This is a genomic window from Pseudomonas sp. LBUM1663, assembly GCF_059695905.1.
In genome coordinates this window covers 2,966,365-2,989,423 of the sequence record NZ_CP166792.1, presented here as the reverse complement: position 1 = coordinate 2,989,423, position 23,059 = coordinate 2,966,365, and the positions used below count along the sequence as shown (strand labels likewise).

The window sequence follows — 23,059 nt, the reverse complement described above, 5'->3', positions numbered from 1 at the left end:
ATTTATTGGCGGCTACGGAAAGTGGTCCACAGGCGAGTGCGCGAGCGCATGTCCTTGAGGCTCATGCTGCGGTCGGCGTACAGCCGTTCGCGGGTGTCGGCCAGGGGGTAGATGTCCGGGTCGGTCCGCACGGCTTCGTCCACCAGCGGCGTCGCTGCCTGGTTGGCCGTGGCAAAGAACAGCGTGTTGGTCAACGCCGCCACGGATTCGGGGCGCAACATGAATTCTATGAATGCCCGAGCCGCTTCGGGGTGCGGCGCGTCCTTGGGAATCGCCAGGTTGTCCTGCCAGACCAGCGTGCCTTCCTTTGGAATCCGGTAGGCCACCTCGAACGGTTTGTTGGCCTTGCGCGCCTGGTCGGCGGCCATGCTGGCGTCGCCGTTGTAGGTCAAGGCGAGGCACACGCTGCCGTTGGCCAGATCACTGATCTGTCGTCCGGTGGCGACGTACAGCACATTGGGCTGCAACTGATGCAACAACGCCTCGGCGGCGGTCAGATCTGCCTTGTCGGTGCTGTAGGGATCTTTACCGAGATAGTGCAACGCCAGGCCAATCACTTCCTGTGGCGAATCGAGAATCGCAATCCCGCAGTCCTTCAGCTTGCCGGCGTATTGCGGCTTGAACAGCAGATCGAGGCTGTTGAGCGGCACATCTGGCAAGCGTTTTTGCACTGCCTCGACGTTCATCCCCAGCCCCAGCGTGCCCCAGGTATACGGCACGCCATAACGATTGCCGGGGTCGACGGCCGCCAGTTTTTCCAGAAGGTCCGGGTCGAGGTTGGCGTAGCCCTTGAGCCCTTCGTGAGGAATTTCCTTCAGCGCGCCGGCCGCCAGACCACGGGCCAACACGCTGGAGGACGGCACCACCACGTCATAACCGCTGCCGCCGGTGAGCAGTTTGGTTTCCAGCACTTCCGAGGAGTCGAACGTGTCGTAACGCACGTGAATGCCGGTTTCCGTTTCGAAACGCTGCAAGGTTTCAGGCGCCACGTAATCGGCCCAACTGTAGAGGTTGAGGGTTTTTTCCTCTGCCTGGGCCGACGCGGCCATGGCGATAAACAGCGCGGGTAAACACAGTTTGAATACGGGAGCCATGACGAACACCTGACCAGAGGAAGTGGTTGCAGCGTGCGCGCTCGGATACATTGGCGAAATATCAAGTTTATTAACCTGACTTTATTGCGGAGTAATGTTTGATGCTCGGTCAACTCCACGACCTCGACCTGCAACTGCTGCGCTTGTTTGTGCGCGTGGTGGAGTGCGGCGGGTTCAGCGCGGCGCAAGGGGAATTGGGTTTGAGCCAGTCGAGCATCAGCCAACAAATGGCCAGACTCGAAACCCGGCTCGGCTATCGTTTGTGCAGTCGCGGCAAGGGTGGATTCCGGGTCACGCCCAAGGGCGAACAGTTGCTTAGCGCGACGCGTGGACTGTTTGAATCCATCGAAGCGTTCCGTCATCAATCCAACGGCGTGGCGGGTCGGTTGATCGGCGAAGTGCGCCTGGGCTTGTCAGAAGCCCTCGATCAATCGGTGCTGCAAAAAGTCGCCGGTGCCATCCGCCGGTTTCGTGAGCGGGATGAATCGGTGCGCATCGAATTGATGAGCGCCATGCCCGGTGACATGGAACGCTTGCTGCTGCAACAACGGCTGGACCTGGCGATCGGCTATTTCTCCCAAGTGCAAAGCGCGTTTGACTACCGCGAACTGTTCACCGAAACCCAACACTTGTATTGCGCCCCCGGGCATCCGCTGTTCACCGACGATGCGCCAGACGATCAGGCGTTGCAGGCGTGCGACCGCGTCGATCATCCCTATCGTTTTCTGCGCAGTGACGAGCCATTTCAAGGCAAATTATGTTCGGCAAGGTCCGAGCAGGTCGAAGGCACCCTCGCCTTCATCCTGTCCGGCAAGCATGTCGGCTATTTGCCCGATCACTTTGCCCGCAGTTGGGAAGACAAAGGCTTGCTGCGTGCCGTGCGCCGGGATGACATGAGTTTTGATGTGGCGTTTCATCTGGCGCGCCATCGTGCGCAGGTGCCGGGGGATGCGCAGAAAGCGTTTGAAGAGGATCTGCTCGCCGCGTTTGAATGAACACGCACGAACCTGTGGCGAGGGAGCTTGCTCCCGCTGGGCTTCGAAGCGGACCCAAATCGGCTGACGCGGAGTTGAGTCTGTATTGCGACTGCTGCGCAGCCGAGCGGGAGCAAGCTCCCTCGCCACAGCTCCGTGCGTATCGTTTGCCCTCGGTGCGCGCTGCTGGCATCCTGCGCCTCCATTTTTTGACCTGGCCCCTGGCGCTTTCCTCGTGACCTCATCCGAACACGCAAAACCCCAGCCCCGCTCCGATCTGATCTACGGCCTTAACGATCGCCCACACCTTACCGCCACGGTCTTCGCTGCCCTGCAACATGTGCTGGCGAGTTTTGTCGGCATCATCACGCCCACCCTGATCATGGGCGGGGCACTCGGTCTGCAAAGCGAAGTGCCGTACCTGATCAGCATGGCGCTGTTTGTCTCGGGCCTGGGCACCTTTGTTCAGGCGCGTCGGTTCGGCCCGATAGGTTCCGGGCTGTTGTGCCTGCAAGGCACCAGCTTCTCGTTCATCAGCGTGATCCTCAGCGCCGGGTTCATGGTCAAGGCCCGGGGTGGCGGCACCGATGAAATCCTCTCGACGATCTTCGGCGTGTGCTTTTTCGCGGCGTTTATCGAAGTGGTGTTGAGCCAGTTCATCGGCAAGCTGCGGATGCTGATCACCCCCGTGGTGACCGGCACCATCATTACCCTCATGGGCTTGTCGCTGATCAAGGTCGCCATGACCGACATCGCCGGCGGCTTCGGCGCAGCGGACCTGGGCGCGGCCAGTCATCTGGCGTTGGCGGCGTTGGTACTCGGCACGATCGTGGTGCTGAACCGGGTCGATGTGCCCTTTCTGCGCCTAGGGGCGATTGTCATTGGCCTGACGCTGGGTTACGTCGTGGCCTGGCTGATGGGCGACGTCAATTTCGCCAGCCTGCCCGACGTGCCGCTGATGAGCGTGCCGATGCCGTTCAAGTACGGCTTCAATTTCGATTGGGTGGCGTTTGTGCCGGTGGCGGTGATTTTCCTGGTGTCGCCGCTGGAAGCCGCCGGTGACCTGACCGCCAACTCGATGATTTCCCGGCAGCCGGTCAAGGGGCCGATCTACATCCGCCGGATCAAGTCCGGCCTGCTGGCTGACGGCCTGAACTCGGCCATGGCGGCGGTGTTCAACAGCATGCCGATGGTGACCTTCGCGCAAAACAACGGCGTGATCCAGCTCACCGGCGTGGCCAGCCGTTACGTGGCGTTCTTCATCGCGGGGCTGCTGGTGCTGCTCGGGTTGTTCCCGATGATCGGCGCGGTGCTGCAATTGATGCCCAAACCGGTGCTCGGCGGCGCAGAGCTGGTGATGTTCGGCACCGTGGCGGTGGCCGGCATCAAGATCCTCGCCGAAGCCGGCCTGCATCGGCGCAACATGCTGATCGTGGCGATTTCCATCGGCATGGGGCTGGGGGTCGCAGCGGTGCCGGAAGTGCTGCGCGAGCTGCCCAAGGCGCTGCACAACATCTTCGAATCACCGATTACCGTCGGTGCGTTGTGCGCTATCGTGCTGAACATCTTCCTACCCGAGGAGTTCATCGAGCTGGAAGAGGACGATTTCGACCCGGAAGCTTCGATCTTGCAGGTCATGGAAAACCCCGATGTCCCGGCCAAGGGTGAACCCGCACGGCCTGCGGCGGTCGCACAGTTGAATCGCTAGAAAGGCTCGAGGGCTGAGCCGGTGGCGGTTCAGCCCTTTTCTTTATGAGAGCGTCTACATGCGCAGCATCCACGCCGTCATCCTTTCCCTGCTGTTGCTCTCCCTGAGCGCCTGCGCCCTTTTCCCCAATCGCGACCCGTTGAACATCAATGTCGTCGGCATCGAGCCGCTGCAAAGCCAGGACATGGAAGTGCGCTTTGCCGTGAAGATCCGCGTGCAGAACCCCAACGAAACGCCGATCGACTACGACGGCGTGGCGCTGGACCTGGAGGTCAATGGCCAGCCGCTGGCCTCCGGGGTCAGCGATCAATCGGGCTCGATTGCACGCTTTTCCGAAACTGTGCTGACCGTACCGGTGAGCGTTTCGGCGTTCTCGGTGATACGCCAGACCCTGGGCCTGAGCCAGACACAAACGCTGAATAATCTTCCCTACGTATTACGCGGCAAACTGGCGGGCGGTTTGTTTGGCACGATGCGATTTGTCGATACGGGCAAACTGAGCTTACCGGGGGCGACCGTCGGAACGCGGTAATACTGAAGGATCAGCAACGCTGAACATCCCATTGTGGGAGCGAGCTTGCTCGCGATAGCGATGTGTCAAGCGACATCAATGTGGGATGTGCCGGCCTCATCGCGAGCAAGCTCGCTCCCACAGGGTTGCTGGCCGGCCGGGAGATTTGTGATCGCCCCCATCGCTCCCGCAGGAGGGTCATGAGGTGAAGCGAACACCCGGTTTAGGCCGTTCATCGACGCTCAGCTCAAACACGTCCGGGCGCGCGTAGTGACCGGTCACGTCGAAGTCGTAACGGGCGCGGATCAAGTCGTCAGTGTCGATTTCAGCGGTGAGCAACCCCGCGCCGTCACGCAACGGCCCCGCCAGAATGTCGCCCATGGGCCCGACGATCACGCTGCCGCCCGCAATCAGCGGCCGATCCGCCGGCCAGTTGGCAATCTCCACGCCCAGGGCTTGCGGTGAATCCTGAACCTGGCAAGCGCTGACCACAAAACAACGGCCTTCATGGGCGATGTGTCGCATGCTGACCTGCCACATCTCCCGCTCATCCACCGTCGGCGCGCACCAGACCTCGATGCCTTTGGCGTACATCGCAGTGCGCAGCAGCGGCATCATGTTTTCCCAGCACACCACCGCGCCGATCCGCCCGACCTGGCTGTCGATTACCGGCAGCGTCGAGCCATCGCCCTTGCCCCAGATCAATCGCTCGGTGCCCGTGGGCATCAATTTGCGGTGCTTGGCGACCAGCCCGGCCTGAGGATCGAAATACAGCGCCGTGCAATGCAACGTGCTGCCGGCGCGCTCGATCACGCCGATTATGAGGTTGGCCCCGGTGCGCGCCGACAGCCCGGCCAGGGCTTCGGTTTCGGCCCCGGGCACATCGATGGCGTTGGCAAAATAGCGGGCAAACGCTTCGCGACCTTCCGGCAAACGGTAGCCCAGTTGCGTGCCAAAGCCCTCGCCTTTGGGGTAACCACCGAGCAACGCTTCGGGCATGACCACCAGCGCGGCGCCGGATTCGATAATTGCATTTTCCCAGGCAAGAATCTGTTCAAGGGTCTCGGCCTTACCGCCGGGCAAGGCGCCGATTTGCAACGCGGCAACAATGGATTTGGGCATGGCGATCTCTCCGAAAGCGCTGAGGTGTTGCCCATTCTCCTGCGCCACGGGATCATGAATAAAGCCCGATTCACTGCTGAATGATATAAACCAAATGAATATCGCCACCGTTGACCTCAACCTGCTCAAAGTTTTCGAAGCGCTGCATGAAGAGTCCAGCGCCAGCCGTGCGGCGTTGCGCCTGGGCGTGACGCAATCGGCCGTCAGCGCGGCGCTGCGGCGGCTGCGCGAGTTGTATGGCGATCAATTGTTTGTGCGCACCGGCCGTGGCCTGGCGCCGACGCTCAAGGCCAATCAGTTGAAACCGGTAGTGAGCGATGCGCTGAACAAATGCCGTCAGAGCCTGGCGATGGTCGATCCGGCGGCCGATCATTACGACGGGCGTTCGGTCACGGTGGGGTTATCGGATGATTTCGAGGTGGCCTACGGACGGCGATTGATCGAGACGATTGCGCGCAGTGCACCGAAGTTACGCCTGATCTTTCGGCAAACCCACAGCCAGATCGTCGCCCAAGCGTTGATGGAGCGCAGCATTGATCTGGCAATCACGGCGGGCGGGTTCAGCGAACGGTTGCTCAGTCGTCAGGTACTGGGTGAAGGCGGTTATCTGTGCCTGGTGGACCCACTCAGCCTGGCCCCGGGGCAACAGACCCTCACGCTTGAGGAGTTCGTCGCCCGCGAGCACATTCTGGTGTCGTCCGGTGGCTTTATCGGGATCACCGATGAGGGGTTGGCGGCGCTCGGGCTGAGTCGACGGGTGTGCGCCTCGACCACCCACTTTGCGGCGTTGCCGCACTTGCTCAAGGGCAGCCAGGCGGTGGCGACCATTCCGGCCCACGCCGCTCAAAGCATCGCCGCGCTCTGCGGCCTGGCGCTGCTGCCCTGCCCTTTGGCATTACCACGCTACCCGATCGAACTGGGCTGGCGCACCAACACGCTGCTCGATCCGGTGGTGTTGAAAGTGCGCGAGGCCATTGTCGCGAGTTTTGCCTGAGCCAAGCCTTACTTGGCAGCCATCAAGCGGTTCACTTCGCTGCGCACCATGTTCGCGAATTCCGGCGGCGACATGCCATCGAGTTCGGCGCGGACCCATTCAGCCCATTTGCCTTTGCGCTTGGCACGTTCGCCAAACAACCGCGCGGCCTCGCCCTTGGATTTACCAAGGTTGCTTTGCCAGAGGTCGAACAGACGGGATTTCTCATCTTCAAGCGCGGCGCGCTCAGCCAGGGGTTTGTCGGCCAGATTGAAGCTCATGGGAATTACCTGCTGCGTAAAATAGGCGACATCTTACACTGTAGGACGAAATGTCCGACTCGGGATTTTTTCTCGGCGTACAGTCAATGCGCAAATTCGCTGCAACTTTTTCAGTCGCCGCAGACTCCATTGTTCACTGCCCATTTACCTGCAAGGAGTACCCAATGGCCCGGAAAACCGCCGCACAAGTCGCCAATGACCAGATCAAGGATCAGGCATTCAGCGAACTTCAAGCCCTGATCGAAGAGTCGGAAAAACTGCTGAAAAGCAGCGCTTCACTGGTGGGTGAGGAAGCAGAGACCCTTCGCGGGCAAATCGCCCAGAAACTCCAGCAGGCCCGGGACTCGGTCACCAGTGTTCGTGAGCGCACAAAACCGGTGGTCGACGCGACCGAGACCTACATCGGTGGCCATCCATGGCAAACCGTCGCCATCTCCGCCGGGTTCGGCCTGGTGGTCGGGTTGTTGCTGGGCCGCCGTTAAGCAGAAACACATCGAACCCGTAGGAGCCAGGCTCGCCGGCGAAGGCGTATTTGAAATCGCCTTCGCCGGCAAGCCTGGCTCCTACAAAAAAAGTCTCAGCGCCCTGCCAGTTCTCGCAGGTTTGCTAGCGTCTGAGCGTTCAGCTGAATGCCTTGAGCGTTGGACTGAGCTCGCTGGTGATGACGTCGATCACCCGGCAGGCGCTTGAGCCCCACGCCGTGCATCTGCCGCACCAGTTCCTGGCTGCGCTCGGCGAAATTCTGCCCGGCGGCCTTGCTCGGGTCGATCACGATCAGCAGTTGGCCGGTCCAGGGCGTCTTGGCTCCCGGGTGGTTCGACCAATCGAACTCGAAGGAGAAGTTACCGCCGGTCAGTGCCGCCGCCAACAGTTCGACCATCATCGACAATGCTGAACCCTTGTGCCCACCAAACGGCAGCAATGCGCCACCCTCCAGGATCGCCTTCGGATCCTGAGTCGGCTGGCCAAGGCTGTCCACGCCCATGCCCGCCGGCAAGCGTTCACCTTTTTGCGCGGCAATCTGTACATCGCCATGGGCAATGGCGCTGGTGGCCAGGTCAAAGACAATCGGCTCACCGTCAGCCCGGGGTGCGGCGAAGGCGATCGGGTTGGTGCCGAACAGTGGGCGGTCGGCGCCGTGTGGCACCACACAGGTCATGCTGTTGACCACACTCAACGCCACCAGCCCTTCATAGGCAAAAGGCTCGACATCCGGCCATAGCGCCGCGAAATGGTGGGAGTTACGGATCGCCAGCACCGCAATTCCGGCGCTGCGGGCTTTTTCCACCAGCAATGCACGGGCCGCCGCGAGTGCAGGCTGGGCAAAACCATTGCCGGCATCGACCCGGACAAATCCCGAAGCAACGTCCTCGACCACGGGCACGGCCTGGCCGTTGACCCAGCCACTCTTGAGCGTCGAGACGTAACCTGGAATACGAAACACGCCATGGCTGTGGGCGCCATCGCGTTCAGCACCGGCGCAGTTCAACGCCAGGGTCTTGGCGACCTCGGCGGAGGTGCCGTGACGCAGGAATATTTGCTCAAGCAATACAACGAGCGCGTCGAAATCGAGCGATGGGGTGGTCGAACTGACGGCCACTTCGGGCGTTGCGGTCATCTGAAGCTCCAGTTTTATTATTGAATACGGGCACCAGGGGAAACGAGGTTGCTCGGCAACCAACAGCAGGCCTCGATTAAGCGCTGTTGTACCGGCGTCCTGTCAAGTCTCGTGCGCCTGTTCGGCTCAAGCAATATGTACCGCACCGAAGCACTCCGCTGACCTTAGTGTTTTTCCTCAACCAATAGCCTGCGATGGCTGCTGATTGCAGCCAATGAGGAAAAACCATGACTGAACCCATAACGCCGTATTTTTTTGACGAGGCAGAACGCGCAGCCACTGCCAGACAACCTGGCGAGCGCGAAAACGCGCTGAACTTCACCCTCGGCGACCTTAAATGGTTGAAGCACGTCTATCTGGCCACCGACGCTGCCCGTATCGCGCAAAAAGATTCAATGCACGTCTGCCAACTGTTGCTGAAGGTGACGGGCAAAACGGATATTCCATTGGCCGGCGCCTTTGCCATGAGTCGGCCCAATGAGGGAGAGGTCACGCTCTACACACCGTGGAAGGGCTTGATCAAGTTTGCGGACATGGCCAGCCTCAAAAGCAAACTCAAACAATGGCTGGTGCAGGCCGATGGCAAGCGCGAGCTATTGCGCTTTCTCTCCATCGAACAACGCAGTGCTCTAGCCGTCGCCACCGCTCCCGACATTGCCACGAAAGACATCGAAGGCGCGGTGTTCCAGGACCAGCAACTGACCCTCGATCACAATCAGGAACAGAACATCAAGGCGATGAAGGCTGAGCTGCTCAAGACGCCAACCCTGCAATCGATGCTGGACGACACGCTCAAGCACGCGTTGCACAAGGCATTCCCCACGCTGGACCACCGCCTGACCCGACTGAAGAGCTTCGTGAAGACAACTTCCGCCTTCGACGGTAACGAAGACCTGCACACGATTTCCTCGATCCCTCTGAGCGATGCACTTCTGCACTTCTACCTCACCAATCAGTGGCCAGCCGGCGATTCAAGGGTCGTCGCCAATCCCGAGCATAGCGTCAGCAGCGACGCTGATAACCAGACGTGGGAAAGCGCGGTAAAAGAAATCGCGCAGAGCTTCACGCCGCACTTGCACAGCCTGCTCGCCTTGTTCTGGAACACGCCCATGAGCACAGGCCTCTCCCGCTTGGCGTTTTTCACCGAGGGCTTGCGCGACACCTTTCACCTGAAGCTTCTGCAGCAGCGCCAGAACGGCATTTTAACCACGCAGGAATACCTGCGACTGATGAACGTCAGCCTCCCGCCTGACGCGCACGATCCGCTTCGCATTGAGAAAATACGCGTAACCGCGCCCTTCAGGCACTTTGCGGAGCTGGCCTCGACCTTGATGATCGGCGGCACCAACACCTTGGGATTTCTGTACTCCCCTTCCCGAGGTATCGAAGCGACGAGCAATCTGCCGGCGGTCAAAAAAATCGTGCTGGAGATGATGAAAACCGAAGGGCATGAAGACACCTTGCTCAACTTCATGTCGCTGGACGAACGCGCCACCTTTCTGGCGTTGGAGCCGATTGAGCGCCTGATTGATGGCAAACCGGTCATCGGCCCGGTGTTCACACATTTGATGGCCGACATCCTTGGCAAGCAACGGGACAACCTGTCCCATGCGCTGAGCCGCTTGCGCGAAAGTGAAGGTACGCTCGACCCCAATGCCTTGCTCGACAGCGCCCTGGATGTCCGGGGATTGATCGATGACCGTCTGCTGGCCCCCGACCCTTCAGGACGCTGGAGTACACGCGTGGATCGGCGCGGCAGCGCGCAACCGGCCACTGTGCGCGCCGAGTCGGCCAAAGAGGAGCTGTCGCTGCTCAACTCCGTCGAGCAGGCGCTCGATCAACTCCTGAAGAAACACCCGGCCATCTCCACGGCAACTCGCACGATCGCCGACGCGGAGCGCGTCCTGGGGTCCTCCGTGGCGAGCTTGCAATCGGCGTTTACTCACACGCTGTCAACGGCATTGCGCAGTGAACTGAAGCTGCGGGCCGTATCGCGCACGTTGGGTACGACGGAACAGGCGATCATCAAAACCGTGCTCGATAGCCCGATACATCTGCAAAGAGCGGCATTGAACGGTTTTTTGCCTGACGTGTTTTCCCTGGCGCTGAAGGCCGGCGACGCGGCGGATCCGTTGAAACTGGCCAGCTGTTTTGTGTTGACTGAACGAGGTGGCCTGGACCCAGTGCATTCGGGCAAGGCGATTTTGTGGACACCCGCGTTGGGGTTTGAAGCCTTCAAGGCGTTAACCCCGTTGCTGACCGAACTCGGTCGACGCGTTGCCGACGTCAACCATCGCTCAACGCTGCTGGAGAACCTTGGCCGCAACGAGCGCTTGCCTGGCAAGACCTACACGTTGGCGCCCCTGCAGCGGGTTTATGGGCACTTTCTTGATTATCTGCAAAAACCCTATGTGCACCTGAACCCGGCGTTTCTGACCGATGCCCTGGCGACAAAGCTTTCCGTCACGCCGCTGACCCATCTCCTGAACCTCGTCTCGCTGCGTAAACCGATGACAGGGCTCGACCGTGCCATCGACATAGCGCGGTCACTGACGACCCGACAAAAGCTGCCGGCATGGCTGGCCCAGGCGTCCGTGAAAGACCTGATAGTGCACGCCGAACTGCTTCAGCAATACCTCGACAACGTTAAAGACGACCAGGATTACCTGACCGGCATACGGTCACTGCAACGCACGGCACACCATGAACTTGAAAAACAACTCAAGGCAGACACCTTCAACATCGACCCAGACAACGTCCAGGTGCAAATCAGTGTGCGCCCGACATCAGCGGCCCGCACTCAAACACTGACCGACTTTGCCTTGACTCACTTCAAGACGCTGGATCAGCTCCATTTCAAGCTGTTATCGCTTGATAGCACCGTGATTCCCGAGGGCATGGACGAACGCTACATCAAAGACCTGATCCGCAACCTGAAACCGGGCGAGCATCAGCAGAAATTAGTGAGCGAAGCCCTGGCGGACACCCCGGGGAACGCAGACCGCAGGAAGCGCTTCTACACACAATTGCCCTGGCAGTTGATGCACTACGCCCACGCGGAAAAACTGCAGGAGCGTCTGAGCGAGACCGGGTTTGATCTGATCCAACAAGTCATGGACATGCCAGACGCCCTCGCCCGTGCAGCGGTCGACGGTGCCCACGCAATCATCCGTCCGCTTGAGTTCCTCGGTATCAAGCAGGGCCAATCGATCAAAGTGCCCGGTGTTTATCTGATCGGCTCAACGGCGGATCGCACTGCACCCCAAGTGCTGATTGCGCCTCACAGCCTTGGGCACGGGGTCAAAGAGTATGAAAATGAAGCCCAACTGCTGACAGAACTGAAGACCCGCGGACCGCTACTCGACTGGCTGCTCCTGAATCTGCAGAACCCTGACCGGACATTGCTGGAAACCAGGATGGCGACCACCCATCACCGCGTTGCCAGAACCGCGTCGTCGAGTACCACCACACTGGCCTCTCATCCGATCAAGGGGAATCTGTTCAAACACCTGCTCAATGACAACGCCGCCTTGCTGGGCCGATTGCTCGGTTGCCAGTCCGATGACCAAAAACAGGGCGAATGGGCAACCATCAAACATGTGCTGGGCGAAGACCTGCACGAGGCCTATACATTTTTCATGGGCAAACTCGCCTACCCGGAGACGGTGTGGCGCAGTTACCGCGACATCAAGCAATCCGCCGAAGACCTGCAAACCCATAAATGGGGCGCCGCCATCAAAGAGTTCATCAGCGGCATGGCCGAACTCTCCACGCTGCGCCAAACACTGGGGGATCAAACGCTGCTGTCTTCGACACCGGCCCTACCGGCACCGGAACAACCCGATACCCGGCTCAAATGGCGAGACATCGACGTCACAGGGCCCGAACGTACGCAGCGCAAGCGCCACGAAAGCATCAATGTCGATCTGGGTTCGCTGACATCAGACGCAACGCTTGGGCTGTACACCCATCCGACGACAAAACAACACTACGGGCCGGTTGAGGGAAAGGTGTTTCCAGTCATCAAGCGCGGCAACCGCTGGCGCATCGGCGACACTCACACGCTGGGCCCTCGTCTGCGCCAGAACGAATCGAAGCAATGGCTGCTTGATGGGCGAGAATCGGCACCTCGCTTCAGTCTGTTTGGACGGGTGGATACTGCAATATCGGTTTTTGACGGCATGAACGTCGATGCCATGGGCATGTCCCGTATCCGTCGACTGTTTCCGCAGAAGGCCCGTCAGATTGACGAAGCGCTGGACCTGGCCACCACCTATGCCTGGAACAGCTATCGAAATCTGCAACTGCTCAAAAGCTCCGACGACACCCTCACTCCGGTGCATCAACTCATCATGGATTTCCTGGGTGTGCCGCACGTGCTGCCCGCATATGTCGAGAAGATTGAAAAAGTCATGGGCGACGTTTTCACAGCGTTGCTGGAGCCCTCACTGAGAAAACCAAAGTCCAGCCGTTTTGCCGTCGGCAGGGTGACCGACGACGCACAAAACACCTTTGCCTTCATCGTGGCGAACGACACAAACCGGAGAATTCACCTTGCAGAAAAATTCTTCAATCTTGGATTCGACCACTACCGCCAACACCTGACCGACGCGGCCTTTCCGATCGACACCCATGCACGGGCGGTGACCTTGATTCATGAGTTGTCGCACATGGCCTGTCAAACCGAGGACATTTCTTATCTTGACCCCGGCAGACCGTTCACCGATCTGATTGGAACAGCCACCCCCCTTGCGGCTGAACTCAAACGCGCCTTGGCCAACGTGCAGAAAACGGCACTCTCGATCCAGACCCCCTATACCCGGCTGTTCATGAGCCAGGATCCTGATACCGGTGTGTGGGAAGATCCGGGCAGTACCTCCTACGAGGAATCCGATCGCATAAAGGACCGTATTCTGGCGTTGACCGGCGCGGAAAACCTGAGCGGAGCCCGCGAAACGTTCAAGAAAAACCCGCTGGTCAGGCTGACCGTACAGTTGAATAATGCCGACAGCGTGGCCTGGTTGGTCAGTCATCTGGGCCGTGAACTGCACGTCAGCACGCCCTGACGTCAAAAATAATTCTCATTTGATGGTTAATTGCCATGACGGCTGTTCTCGCAGGCTTCCCCTCAAGGTTAGAATGCAGGAAATCAGGATGAGTCAATGACCGACAACTCTCTCTCGCAAGCCGAATATGACGCCATCACCGATGCCGCTGCGCACTGGTGCATGCGTCTGCACGCCGTCGACTGCACCGCCGAAGAGCGGATCGCCTTCGAACATTGGCGTGATGTTCACCCGCTGCATGCGTTCGAGTACGAAGCCATGCTCGAGATCTGGGTAGTCGCGGGAGACTTACCGCGTCCCGAGGCCGTTACATCGGTGGCTCGCTTCAAACCGGCCACGCCTTGGCGCACGGTCGGCATCGCCGCCGCCGTGTGCGCCCTCGCGTTGCCACTGGCGGCGTACAGCGGCTGGAACATGGGCTGGCTACCGAATTCGTATCAGCATTTCGAAGCAAGTGACACGGTCCGTCAGATCACCCTGAGCGATGGCAGCCAAGTGGAACTGAACCTGGGCAGCGAGCTGACCTTCAGCAACTACAAGGATCAGCGCCGGGTCACGCTGGAAAAAGGCGAAGCCTTCTTCAGCGTCAGCCACGACCTGGCTCACCCTTTTGTTGTCAGGGCAGCGGACGGCAGGATTCGCGTCACCGGGACCAAGTTCAACGTCTGGATGTACGAGGATCAGGTACGCGTGAACCTGATTGAAGGCTCGGTTCTGGTCAGCAGCAACGATGACCTTTCGGGGGATGGCTTGCGCCTGGGGCCGTCGATGCAGGCGCGTTATAAACACGGCGACTTCACCCCGCAGATCAATCAGACCTACCCCAACGACAATTCCCTGGCGTGGCGCAGTGGCAAACTGGTGCTCGATGATCTGGCGCTGAACGATGCCCTGCCGTTGATCAACCGGTACCTGAGCAAACCGATCATGGTCGCCGACCACAGCACCGGCACGATTCGCCTGGGTGGCATCTACAACATCAAGGAACTGAACAACCTGGTGGCTTCCCTGCCGAAGGTGCTGCCGGTCTACCTGACCCGTAACAAGGAAGGTAATCCGGTACTCAATGCGATCCCGCAACAAGCCCCTAAAAGCTGAAAAGGCCGCAACCCTCAAGGGGATGCGGCCTTTTTTACTGCTTGAATCGCCCTCTTACTGAGCGGCCACCTTCCCGGCTTTTTCATCCTGCTCGCGGATCGTCTGCGCCTGGTACTGCGGATCTGACGTGATCTGCTGCTCGGTAAACGGCAACGGGCTCAGCTGCTTCTTCGAAAAGGCAACGGTCTGATCCCGTGAATACTTCGACGTCGGGTCGCTGGACAACGAGAATGCCAGCAGCCCCTGGGCGTGCGGCCCTTTGTCATCAAAGGTCACCACTTGCAAATAGCTGGTGCCGCTGATGACTTCGAGTTTGCCATCGCTTCTCGGCACGCTTTGAATGGCGTTGTACACGCCCAGGGTGCCTGGCCCGCCGTGGATCGGTGTCTGTTGCCCGCCGCTGCTGATCACCTGAATATCACCCCAGCGGCTGTCATCCTTGAGTCCCAGTTTTGTGACCTGCTCCACCGACGCCAGCATCGCCTCGCGAATCGCCTGGGTGACCTGCGGATTATCGAGCGCCAAGCCACGCGGCGTGTGCTGCGGATCTTTCGGATCGAACGCCACTCGCCAGATGTCCGGGACTTGCTGCAACGGTTCCATGACGTTCTGGAAGTGTACAAAGCCGAGTCCGCTGTCCAGATTCGCGCTGCGGTCCCACGCCTTGAGACTGGCACACAACGGAGCGAGCGTGGCGGCATCGGCGCCCAGATCGCTGGCGCAAAATTGCAGCAGGTCCGGCATCACTTGCCCGGCCTGGTACACCTGATCGTCCATCACCAACCGTTGCAGATCCGCCGCCGAGACTGGGCCTGCCTTGCTCAGCGTGCTCAAGCGGTCCAGGGCGAACCGCGAGCGCAAACCCAGTGGCTGGCCTTCCTGGCTGATCAGGGGTGAGTACCCGGTGAGCGGTTGCGCCGGGTTGGCCATCCACGCTGAATCGTTGGAGTGTTGTACGTAGTCTTTACGCAGCAGTTGCGGCAACTTGTCCGCCGCATAAATACCTTTTTGCGCCGCGTTCGGGTCGATGTCCCAGGCACAGGCGCTGTTGGAACCGTCGAGCACGATCAACTGCAACCCGACACGCGGGTCGCTGCACTTGGCGAGTTTGTCGGCACTGACGTTCGGCACCACCGACAGGTTCATGTACAGCGTCTGCCCCTGATCATCCACCGCCAGGGTGTTGACCCACGGAATGCCCTGAGTCTTGTGCACCGAGGCCTGCAAATCCTTGAGGCTGGTGGCCTGATTCATGGCGTACCACTGCTGCAACACCCGGTCGTTTTCCAGGTTGGCATCGCGCAGGCTGTAGGCGTACTGATTGTCCCAGTCAAGTTTTCCGGGCCACTGCACGATCGGACCGAACTGCGAGCTGTAGACCACGTGGGACACCGCTTTAGTTTGGCCATCAGGCTGTTTCACGTTCAGCGTCACGGTCTGCCTGTTCATCGGCAGCGACTTGCCATCGAGCAGATAACGGGTCGAATCCTTGGGATCAAGTTGCAGGCGATACAGGGTGAAGTGCTTGGACGTGTCCACGGTGTGGGTCCACGCCAAGTGCTGGTTGAAACCGATATTGATCATCGGTAGACCCGGCAACGCCGCGCCCATCACGTCCAGCTTGCCGGGAATGGTCAGGTGCATTTGGTAGAAACGCATCCCGCCAATCCACGGGAAATGCGGATTGGCCAGCAACATCCCGCGGCCATTGAACGAACGCTCGCTGCCGACCGCCACTGCGTTGCTGCCGCGATCCAGCGCGAACCGTTGCATGCGCGTAGCCGCCAGCTGAAACGACGACCCCTCGCCCACTGCCCGAGCAACGGCCTTGGGTGGCCTCGCCCCCGCCAGCGCTTCGGCGAACTGCCCTACTCCACCTTCCACCAACAGGCGGCGAGTCAACTTGACCAGATCCTGCGAGGTGATGTCACGTACCCATTCACCCTGGCACTGCTGCGGCAAACCTTGTGCATGGCGCTCGGCCAGCGCGCGGTTGTACCCGGCGACATAACCTTCGACCAGATCACGCACTGGCGGGGTTTGCGCCTTCCAGAACCCGGCGACGGCTTCAGGGGTATTGAGCCAGGTGAAAAACAGGTCGCTGACCTGGTTCTCGCGTTCCTCGACCGTCAGTTGGTCCGGGCCGAAATAGCGTGAACGCTCGCCATTGACGGTGACAATCTCATTGGCCAGTAAGCACAGGTTGTCCTGGGCGTAGGCGTAACCGATGCCATAGCCGAGCCCACGCTCGTTTTCGGCACGAATATGCGGCACACCAAAACTGGTGCGGCGAATGTCGGCGTTGGCCTGCTCCGGCGCACTGCGTGCATTTGCCGCAAGACTCAGTCCCACCAACATGCCCGCAAGGCTCAACCTGGTTAATTGCCTGGAAATAATCACGCTCGCTCCTGATCGAAAAGACAAACACCCTGCGTCAAACACGCATCGCGCCTTCCCCTAGGAACGAAACCCACAACAAAAATTTAGGCCGCAAAAGGCACTTTATCCCGCCTTCTCACAGGGCAATGACATGACGGTGACGAATTTTCTACATTCGAGCCTTCATTATTTGCGGTGCTCATACGTCTTATTGAATGAGAGCACCCATCACATTTCCTGGCCGGCTCGGAAAAGGAGTTTTTGCATGTACAACTCGCAACTGCCAATGGACGGTAGTCACGCGCCAAAAGGCTCAGCCATGGGCTCTGGTGTTTTCAGTCAACGAGGCGAGCGCAATGGTAACGAACGGATCAGATTGCTGCTCAAGAGCTATGGTCTGCGAACCAGCCTGATTCGCCTCAAGGTTATCGACGCCTTGCTGAGCGCCGCCGAAAGTGAGCGCAGCCTGGGTGTTCGCGGCGTGCACAGCCATTTGCTGGACCTGGATATTCCCCTGTCCTTCCTCAGTGTGCGAGAGGTGTTGAAACGCTTGTGTAGCGAAGGCGTGATCACACTCAATGCGGATAAAAGCTACAGCCTGCACCCGCACGCTGTAGCCATGCTCCATCGCGACTGATCAGCTCAAGGTGCGTCGATCAAGGCTTGACCTTGCGACGCATCACGCCATTGACCACCACCACGATCACCGCCACGCCGATGGCGATGTACTGAAACAGCTTCTCGCTGATGACGCCTGCGTTTTGCAGATACGAAAGGCCGAACATGATCCCCAATACCACCAGGGAGATCAGAATCGAGTATTTCAAACGTTGCGACTGAGTCATTGCGAATTCCTGAACCTGAAAAATGTGTCCGGTTTGTATCCGAAAGCATGCCAAGCCCCTACCTTTATGCGGGAATGGGACGCTGCAAACGGGGTCTCATGTTACAGCCGATGAAGAGATTTGGCTTTATTGCGGCGATAACCATGAGGATTTTCAAATGTTCCGTCGAATCACACGGTTGATTCCCCTGCTCGCGCTGCTGACGCTGAGCGGCTGCATCGTTTTCCCCCACGGCGGCTGGCACGGCGACCACCATTACGATCGCGGTGGACCGGGTTATTACCAGCATCGATAACGTATGACCCGTAAGTATTTGAACATCCACTTGTAGGAAAAACGCATATTCCGTCATTGCTAAACCAATGCCCGCCCCGTCGCGGGCATTTTTCGTACATGCACTTTCACTTGTTTTTTACTGCCCGCCCCTCATCGAAACTTGGCGAAAACTATTGAAGCTTTCAGTCTTAATAGTCCGTTTGAGGTATTCATACTCGCTTGATTAATCTTGGCGCATCGCAATAAGACCCACTATATAACTTCACGAAGAAGAACAGGGATGCCATGCACCAACCGCTCATAAACATCAGGCCCTATCAGGTATTAGGCTTTTGCCTTGCCATCACTTTTTTTGAACTTCTGACGTATATGGCTAGCGACATGATCATGCCGGCCATGTTGACCGTTACTCGTGAATTGAATGCCAGCGGGAGTCACGTCCCCTATGCCTTCAATCTCTATCTGGCGGGCGGCATTCTTCTGCAATGGCTTATTGGTCCACTGTCGGATCGGTTCGGTCGTCGACCGATGTTGCTCATCGGTTGTGCGTTATTCGCCCTGGCCTGTGCCGCGGCATTCAGCGTGCACAGCATTTATGCGTTCAACGGTTTGCGGCTGATTCAGGGCATGGGGCTGGGATTTGTCATCGCGGTCAGCTATCCAGCCTTGCAAGAAGTGTTCTGCGAAGCCGATGCGGTAAAAATCATGGCGTTGCTGGGCAACGTTGCATTGCTCTCTCCGCTGCTGGGGCCGTTGCTCGGCAGTCTGCTGCTGGAGTGGTTGTCCTGGCGGGAGCTGTTTTTACTGCTGGGTATCGGCGGCCTGTTGGTGTGGCTCGGGCTTTACCTGTTCATGCCGGAAACCGTGGGCACCTTGCGTCAAGACGGCCAGCGACTGGCAGCGGTGCCGTTCGAATGGCGCGGCACCGTGCGCCGTTATGCCGCGTTGCTCGGCAACCCGCGATTCCTCAGCGCCTCGGTCGCGCTGGGGGTCATGAGCCTGCCCTTGATTGCGTGGATCGGGCTGGCGCCGCTCCTGTTGATTCACAATCAGGGACTATCACCCTTGCAGTACGGCCTGTGGCAGATCCCGGTGTTTGCGGCCGTCATTCTCGGCAACCTGATACTCAATCGATTGATCGCCAACACTGAATTGCCGCAACTGATTCGATACGCGTTGTGGCCGTTTTGCGGCGGACTCATCGCCTTGCTCGCCAGCAGTTTCTACGGGGCGTCTACGCCTTTACTCATCAGCGCCCTGGCCCTTTACGCCATCGGCCTTGGCATGAGCAACGCCGCACTGTACCGGCTCGCGCTGTTTTCAAGCGACGACAGCAAAGGCCTGGTCTCGGCCATGATCGGCATGATCTCTATCGCCGTCATGGGCGGCGGCGGCTCGTTGATCGCAGCGGCCGGCGCCGGTGACAGCCACGAATCCTTCGCCCTGATGGCGGCTATTGCAGGGCTCGTGTGCCTGCTGCCCTTGCGCCTTTTTCTGCGGCGGTCCCACCTCCCGCTTGCTGCCTGACTCCACCCGATAGGTCCTTTGATGATTCATTTACCCCACACCGATGCGCTTTGCGCGTTAACGCAACCCTATTGCCTGGACTCCGTGCCTGAAGGCCTGTTCGACCGGGCCATGGGGGAAATCAGCCTGTTTCACTGTCACCACACGCCTGGCTATGAGCGCTGGCTCAACAGCAACGGGCTCGTCGCACAAGACCTGGAGACACTGGATGACTGGTCAAGACTGCCGCCGATTTTCGCTCAATACTTCAAACGTCACCTGTTGTTCGGCCCTGCGGGCGAAGGCGCGCTGGAGTTGACATCGTCCGGCACCAGCGGCCAGAAAAGTCGCCTGCGCTATGACCAGCGCAGCATGGCCGCCGCCCAAGGCATGGTGAGCCATATTTTTCGCCATTACGGCTGGGACACTCAGGACAGTCCCTGCAACTACTTGCTGCTGAGCTATGAACCCAAGGCAGCGATCACCTTGGGCACCGCCTACACCGACCAGTTTCTGTGCAGCTATGCGCCGGTCAACCGCATCGCCTATGGATTTCGCCTGACGGGCAACGGTCACGCGTTCGATGTGTTTGGGGTGATCCGCGCCTTGCAAGAATTCGCCGAAGAAGGTTTGCCGGTACGCATTCTCGGCTTCCCGGCGCTCCTGTCCCAGGCGTTGCAGCACATGGAAGACACCGGCGTCGCGGATCTGAATCTTCCGGCCGAGTCACTGGTGTTTCTCGGGGGTGGCTGGAAAACCCAGGCTGCACAGGAAATTCCTTTGTCGCAATTGTATGCACGCATCCATCGCCAATTGGGCATCGACCTGTCCCGCTGCCGGGACGGTTACGGCGCTGTCGAGCATGCCGTGCCCTACATCCAGTGTGCCCGGCAGCATTTCCATGTGCCGGTTTATTCGAAGGTCTTTGTGCGCAATCCATCCAATTTCACTGTTCAACCCTACGGTCAGCGCGGCTTGCTGGAGTTCGTGTCGCCGTACATTTCTTCCAGCCCCGCGCACGCCGTGGTCATGGGGGACCTGGCGACGCTGCACCCCGGTGCCATCTGCGGATGCGGCTTGCAGACCGACTGGTTTGAACTGCATGGACGCGCCGGCACGACCGCCAGCCGAAGCTGCGCAATGGCCGCATCTGAACTGATGGGAGGGGCGTGACATGTACTTGATCAATGGTGAACTGCGGGACGATGTCACCCTCGAGACAGCCCTCGAGCAACTGCACCTACAACTGCCACGACTGCTGAATGCACCGATCGACAGCGACACCGTCATCGACGCAGCGGCTCGATTTGCCCTGCAATTGCAAGCCGGAAGGCTGGATGTGCCCCTCGACAACGATCAACGATCGGGGCTTGTCGACTTCTGCCAGCGCAGCAACCTTGCCACCAAGCTTGAACGTGAGTTGGGGGTTCAACCGCGTTCGTTGCGGCGTATCGATTACCGGCAAGCCTGTTTCGAAAGCTGGCATCCGCTGGGACTGGTGGTGCATATCACGCCGGGCAATGCGCCGATGCTGGCGTTCTGCGCGGTCCTGGAAAGCCTGTTGGCCGGCAACATCAACTGGTTGCGCCCCAGCTCCAGCGATGAAGGATTGACCGCCCGGTTACTCGCGGCGCTGGTGCATTGCGACACCCGTGGCCAGTTGGCTGATTTCATCGCGGTGCTGCCGGTCAGCACGGCTCAGATAGCGCAACTCTGCGCCCGCGCCGATGGCGTCGCCGCCTGGGGCGGCGAAAACGCGCTAAAGGCAATTCGTCAGCAGATTCCGGCCGGGTGTCGCTGGATCGATTGGGGCCACAGGATCAGCTTCGCCTACCTGTCGCCCGACGCGGCGAGTGCTTCGACGCTGGACTCTCTGGTGGATGAAGTGTGCAGTCTGGATCAGCAGGCATGCTCCAGCCCGCAATGGCTGTTGGTGGACAGCAACGATCCGGCGGTTTTGCTGGACCTGGGTGAACGCCTGGCCGAGGCCTTCACACGTCGCGCCTCACACTGGCCGGCGCTGATTCCTACCGACCAGGAGGCTTCGGAAATCACCACCCGCACCGCGATGGCGAGGCTGGAACACTGCTTTGCGCAGCGGACCGGTCAGGTCTGGACCGGCCCGGGATGGAACGTCATCTGGGATCACCACCAGACGCTCGCGCCCTCGCCGCTGTTTCGTACCCTGCTGCTCAAACCGGTGCCGCAACACTTGATCGCCGAGACGCTATTGCCTTGGCGCACCGTCCTGCAAAGCTGCGCGTTGATGTGTTCTCCAGAGCAGACGCCCGGGCTGGTGCGCACGCTGGTCAATGCCGGCGTCACGCGTACCGCCCCGTGCGGGCTGATTCATGACGGCTACCCCGGAGAGCCCCATGACGGCGTCTACGCGCTGTCGCGCTTCAGTCGTCGCCTGTCGGTGAGTCTGTCGCCTGAGACAGTGCCTGGCCGGACAACGCTCGACGCGCTGCCGACCGCTGCGGATACATGCCATGAGCCGATCATGGACAAAAACACATTCATGACCCAGCCGGTCAACGCCATGGCACAGCTGTTTTTCCGCTCAGGGGGCAGCAGCGGCACGCCTGCCCTGGCCGGGTTCAGCTATCAGGACTTCCAACGGCAGATGCGCGCAGCGGCTGACGGCCTGTTCGCCGCCGGTCTCGACCCGTCAACGGATCGGGTGATGAACCTGTTTTACGGCGGCAGCCTGTATGGGGGCTTCTCCAGCTTCACCAAAGTCCTGGAATTGATGGGCGTTACGCATTTCCCCATGGGGGCGCCGCACGATGATGACTTCAGCGAAATGGCCCGAATGATCGTGGATCATCGCGTCACCGTGCTAATCGGCATGCCGAGTACGTTGCATCGCTTGTTTTCCAACGAACAGAGCCAGCTTCGCGCGTACTCGGGCATCAGCAAAGTGTTCCTCGGCGGTGAGCACCCGGGCCAGGCCAGCCTGCGCCTGATGGAAAGCTGCGGAGTCTCGACGATTCGCTCCGCGATTTATGGCTCGGTCGATGCCGGCCCGCTGGGGCATGCCTGCACGGCAACGGCAGACGGCATCTTTCATTTGATGTGCGACACCCAGCATCTGGAAATCGTGCATCTCGAACACGATTACCCGGTGCAAGCCAATGAGATCGGCCGGCTGCTGTTCACCTCCCGGGCCAGGCAAGGCCAGGCCGTGCGCCGGTATGACGTGGGAGACACCGGTCGCTGGATAACCGGAGCCTGCCCTTGCGGGCTCGAGTCACCGCGATTCGAATTACTGCAGCGCCACGGCAAGTTGATACGGATAGGCACGGAATTCATTTCACCGTCGGCGCTGCAGGACAGCCTCGACCTACCTGTTCAATTTGTTCTGGACCACGCCTGCGATGGCAGCGAACGGCTGAAGGTTTTAGTGAACCTGAAGGCCGAAAAGGCTTATGAAAAGTTACTCACCCACGCCGCACTGACCAATGCCGTGAACGCCGCGCTCATCACGGTAGAAGTTCACGAGTGTGCCGAATCCGAATTCACCAAAAACAAACACAGCGGAAAAATACCGTTGGTTATCGACAACAGACATTAAACATATCGTTTGATTTTTAATTCTCACAACG

Annotated in this window: 18 protein-coding genes; 12 read left to right on the top strand and 6 right to left on the bottom strand. The window is 59.5% G+C overall.

Translation table 11 applies throughout. The features are described 5' to 3' along the window. Positions 1-2 precede the first annotated feature (2 nt). Positions 3-1,094: a polyamine ABC transporter substrate-binding protein gene (locus ACA075_RS13755; RefSeq protein ID WP_497298950.1), complete on the bottom strand. Its 1,092-nt coding sequence runs from the start codon at positions 1,092-1,094 to the stop codon at positions 3-5. Between the two features lie 101 nt (positions 1,095-1,195). On the opposite strand from ACA075_RS13755, the gene ACA075_RS13750 reads away from it, so the two are divergent. From ACA075_RS13750 to ACA075_RS13740, 3 genes are all read left to right on the top strand, one after another. After that, a complete protein-coding gene (locus tag ACA075_RS13750) occupies positions 1,196-2,089 on the top strand; it encodes a LysR family transcriptional regulator (RefSeq protein WP_497298949.1) in 894 nt (297 codons plus the stop codon). Positions 2,090-2,303: 214 nt separating this feature from the next. Further along, positions 2,304-3,776, top strand: a complete 1,473-nt coding sequence (locus ACA075_RS13745) for a nucleobase:cation symporter-2 family protein (RefSeq protein ID WP_497298948.1) — start codon at positions 2,304-2,306, stop codon at positions 3,774-3,776. Between the two features lie 58 nt (positions 3,777-3,834). Beyond that, a complete protein-coding gene (locus ACA075_RS13740; protein WP_497298947.1) occupies positions 3,835-4,308 on the top strand; it encodes an LEA/WHy family protein in 474 nt (157 codons plus the stop codon). 177 nt (positions 4,309-4,485) lie between these two features. Here ACA075_RS13740 and ACA075_RS13735 read toward each other — a convergent pair whose 3' ends face one another. Beyond that, complete coding sequence (locus ACA075_RS13735; protein ID WP_497298946.1) at positions 4,486-5,409, bottom strand: carbon-nitrogen hydrolase family protein; 924 nt, start codon at positions 5,407-5,409, stop codon at positions 4,486-4,488. Between the two features lie 85 nt (positions 5,410-5,494). Between ACA075_RS13735 and ACA075_RS13730 the strand changes: the two genes are divergently transcribed. Next, a complete protein-coding gene (locus ACA075_RS13730; protein WP_497299254.1) occupies positions 5,495-6,403 on the top strand; it encodes a LysR family transcriptional regulator in 909 nt (302 codons plus the stop codon). Positions 6,404-6,411: 8 nt separating this feature from the next. On the opposite strand, the gene ACA075_RS13725 is transcribed toward ACA075_RS13730, so the two are convergent. Continuing rightward, the gene (locus ACA075_RS13725) at positions 6,412-6,663 is read right to left on the bottom strand and encodes a hypothetical protein (protein WP_008155229.1); all 252 of its coding nucleotides are present in this window, start codon (positions 6,661-6,663) and stop codon (positions 6,412-6,414) included. 164 nt (positions 6,664-6,827) lie between these two features. Here ACA075_RS13725 and ACA075_RS13720 point away from each other — a divergent pair, with 164 nt between their 5' ends. Next, positions 6,828-7,145: an ElaB/YgaM/YqjD family protein gene (locus tag ACA075_RS13720; RefSeq protein ID WP_497298945.1), complete on the top strand. Its 318-nt coding sequence runs from the start codon at positions 6,828-6,830 to the stop codon at positions 7,143-7,145. Between the two features lie 95 nt (positions 7,146-7,240). Here the strand turns inward: ACA075_RS13720 and ACA075_RS13715 are convergent, their stop codons facing one another. Then, positions 7,241-8,281, bottom strand: a complete 1,041-nt coding sequence (locus tag ACA075_RS13715) for an Ldh family oxidoreductase (protein WP_497298944.1) — start codon at positions 8,279-8,281, stop codon at positions 7,241-7,243. A gap of 227 nt (positions 8,282-8,508) precedes the next feature. Between ACA075_RS13715 and ACA075_RS13710 the strand changes: the two genes are divergently transcribed. Continuing rightward, on the top strand, positions 8,509-13,347 hold the full coding sequence (locus ACA075_RS13710) for a dermonecrotic toxin domain-containing protein (protein WP_497298943.1): 4,839 nt from the start codon (positions 8,509-8,511) through the stop codon (positions 13,345-13,347). Positions 13,348-13,443: 96 nt separating this feature from the next. Continuing rightward, the gene (locus ACA075_RS13705) at positions 13,444-14,445 is read left to right on the top strand and encodes a FecR family protein (RefSeq protein ID WP_497298942.1); all 1,002 of its coding nucleotides are present in this window, start codon (positions 13,444-13,446) and stop codon (positions 14,443-14,445) included. 54 nt (positions 14,446-14,499) lie between these two features. Here the strand turns inward: ACA075_RS13705 and pvdQ are convergent, their stop codons facing one another. Continuing rightward, entirely contained in the window at positions 14,500-16,845 is a 2,346-nt protein-coding gene (gene pvdQ / locus ACA075_RS13700; protein WP_497298941.1) for a bifunctional acylase PvdQ, read from the bottom strand. Between the two features lie 244 nt (positions 16,846-17,089). On the opposite strand from pvdQ, the gene ACA075_RS13695 reads away from it, so the two are divergent. Beyond that, a complete protein-coding gene (locus ACA075_RS13695; protein ID WP_219093996.1) occupies positions 17,090-17,461 on the top strand; it encodes a fe2+ zn2+ uptake regulation protein in 372 nt (123 codons plus the stop codon). A gap of 19 nt (positions 17,462-17,480) precedes the next feature. Here the strand turns inward: ACA075_RS13695 and ACA075_RS13690 are convergent, their stop codons facing one another. Next, a complete protein-coding gene (locus ACA075_RS13690) occupies positions 17,481-17,669 on the bottom strand; it encodes a hypothetical protein (RefSeq protein WP_010460665.1) in 189 nt (62 codons plus the stop codon). Between the two features lie 157 nt (positions 17,670-17,826). On the opposite strand from ACA075_RS13690, the gene ACA075_RS13685 reads away from it, so the two are divergent. From ACA075_RS13685 to ACA075_RS13670, 4 genes are all read left to right on the top strand, one after another. Then, positions 17,827-17,964, top strand: a complete 138-nt coding sequence (locus ACA075_RS13685; RefSeq protein WP_176457653.1) for a hypothetical protein — start codon at positions 17,827-17,829, stop codon at positions 17,962-17,964. A 266-nt stretch (positions 17,965-18,230) separates the two neighbouring features. Then, positions 18,231-19,472, top strand: a complete 1,242-nt coding sequence (locus tag ACA075_RS13680) for an MFS transporter (RefSeq protein ID WP_497298940.1) — start codon at positions 18,231-18,233, stop codon at positions 19,470-19,472. A 21-nt stretch (positions 19,473-19,493) separates the two neighbouring features. Next, positions 19,494-20,624: a LuxE/PaaK family acyltransferase gene (locus ACA075_RS13675; protein WP_497298939.1), complete on the top strand. Its 1,131-nt coding sequence runs from the start codon at positions 19,494-19,496 to the stop codon at positions 20,622-20,624. Position 20,625: 1 nt separating this feature from the next. Next, the gene (locus ACA075_RS13670; RefSeq protein WP_497298938.1) at positions 20,626-23,028 is read left to right on the top strand and encodes an aldehyde dehydrogenase family protein; all 2,403 of its coding nucleotides are present in this window, start codon (positions 20,626-20,628) and stop codon (positions 23,026-23,028) included. Positions 23,029-23,059 lie beyond the last annotated feature (31 nt).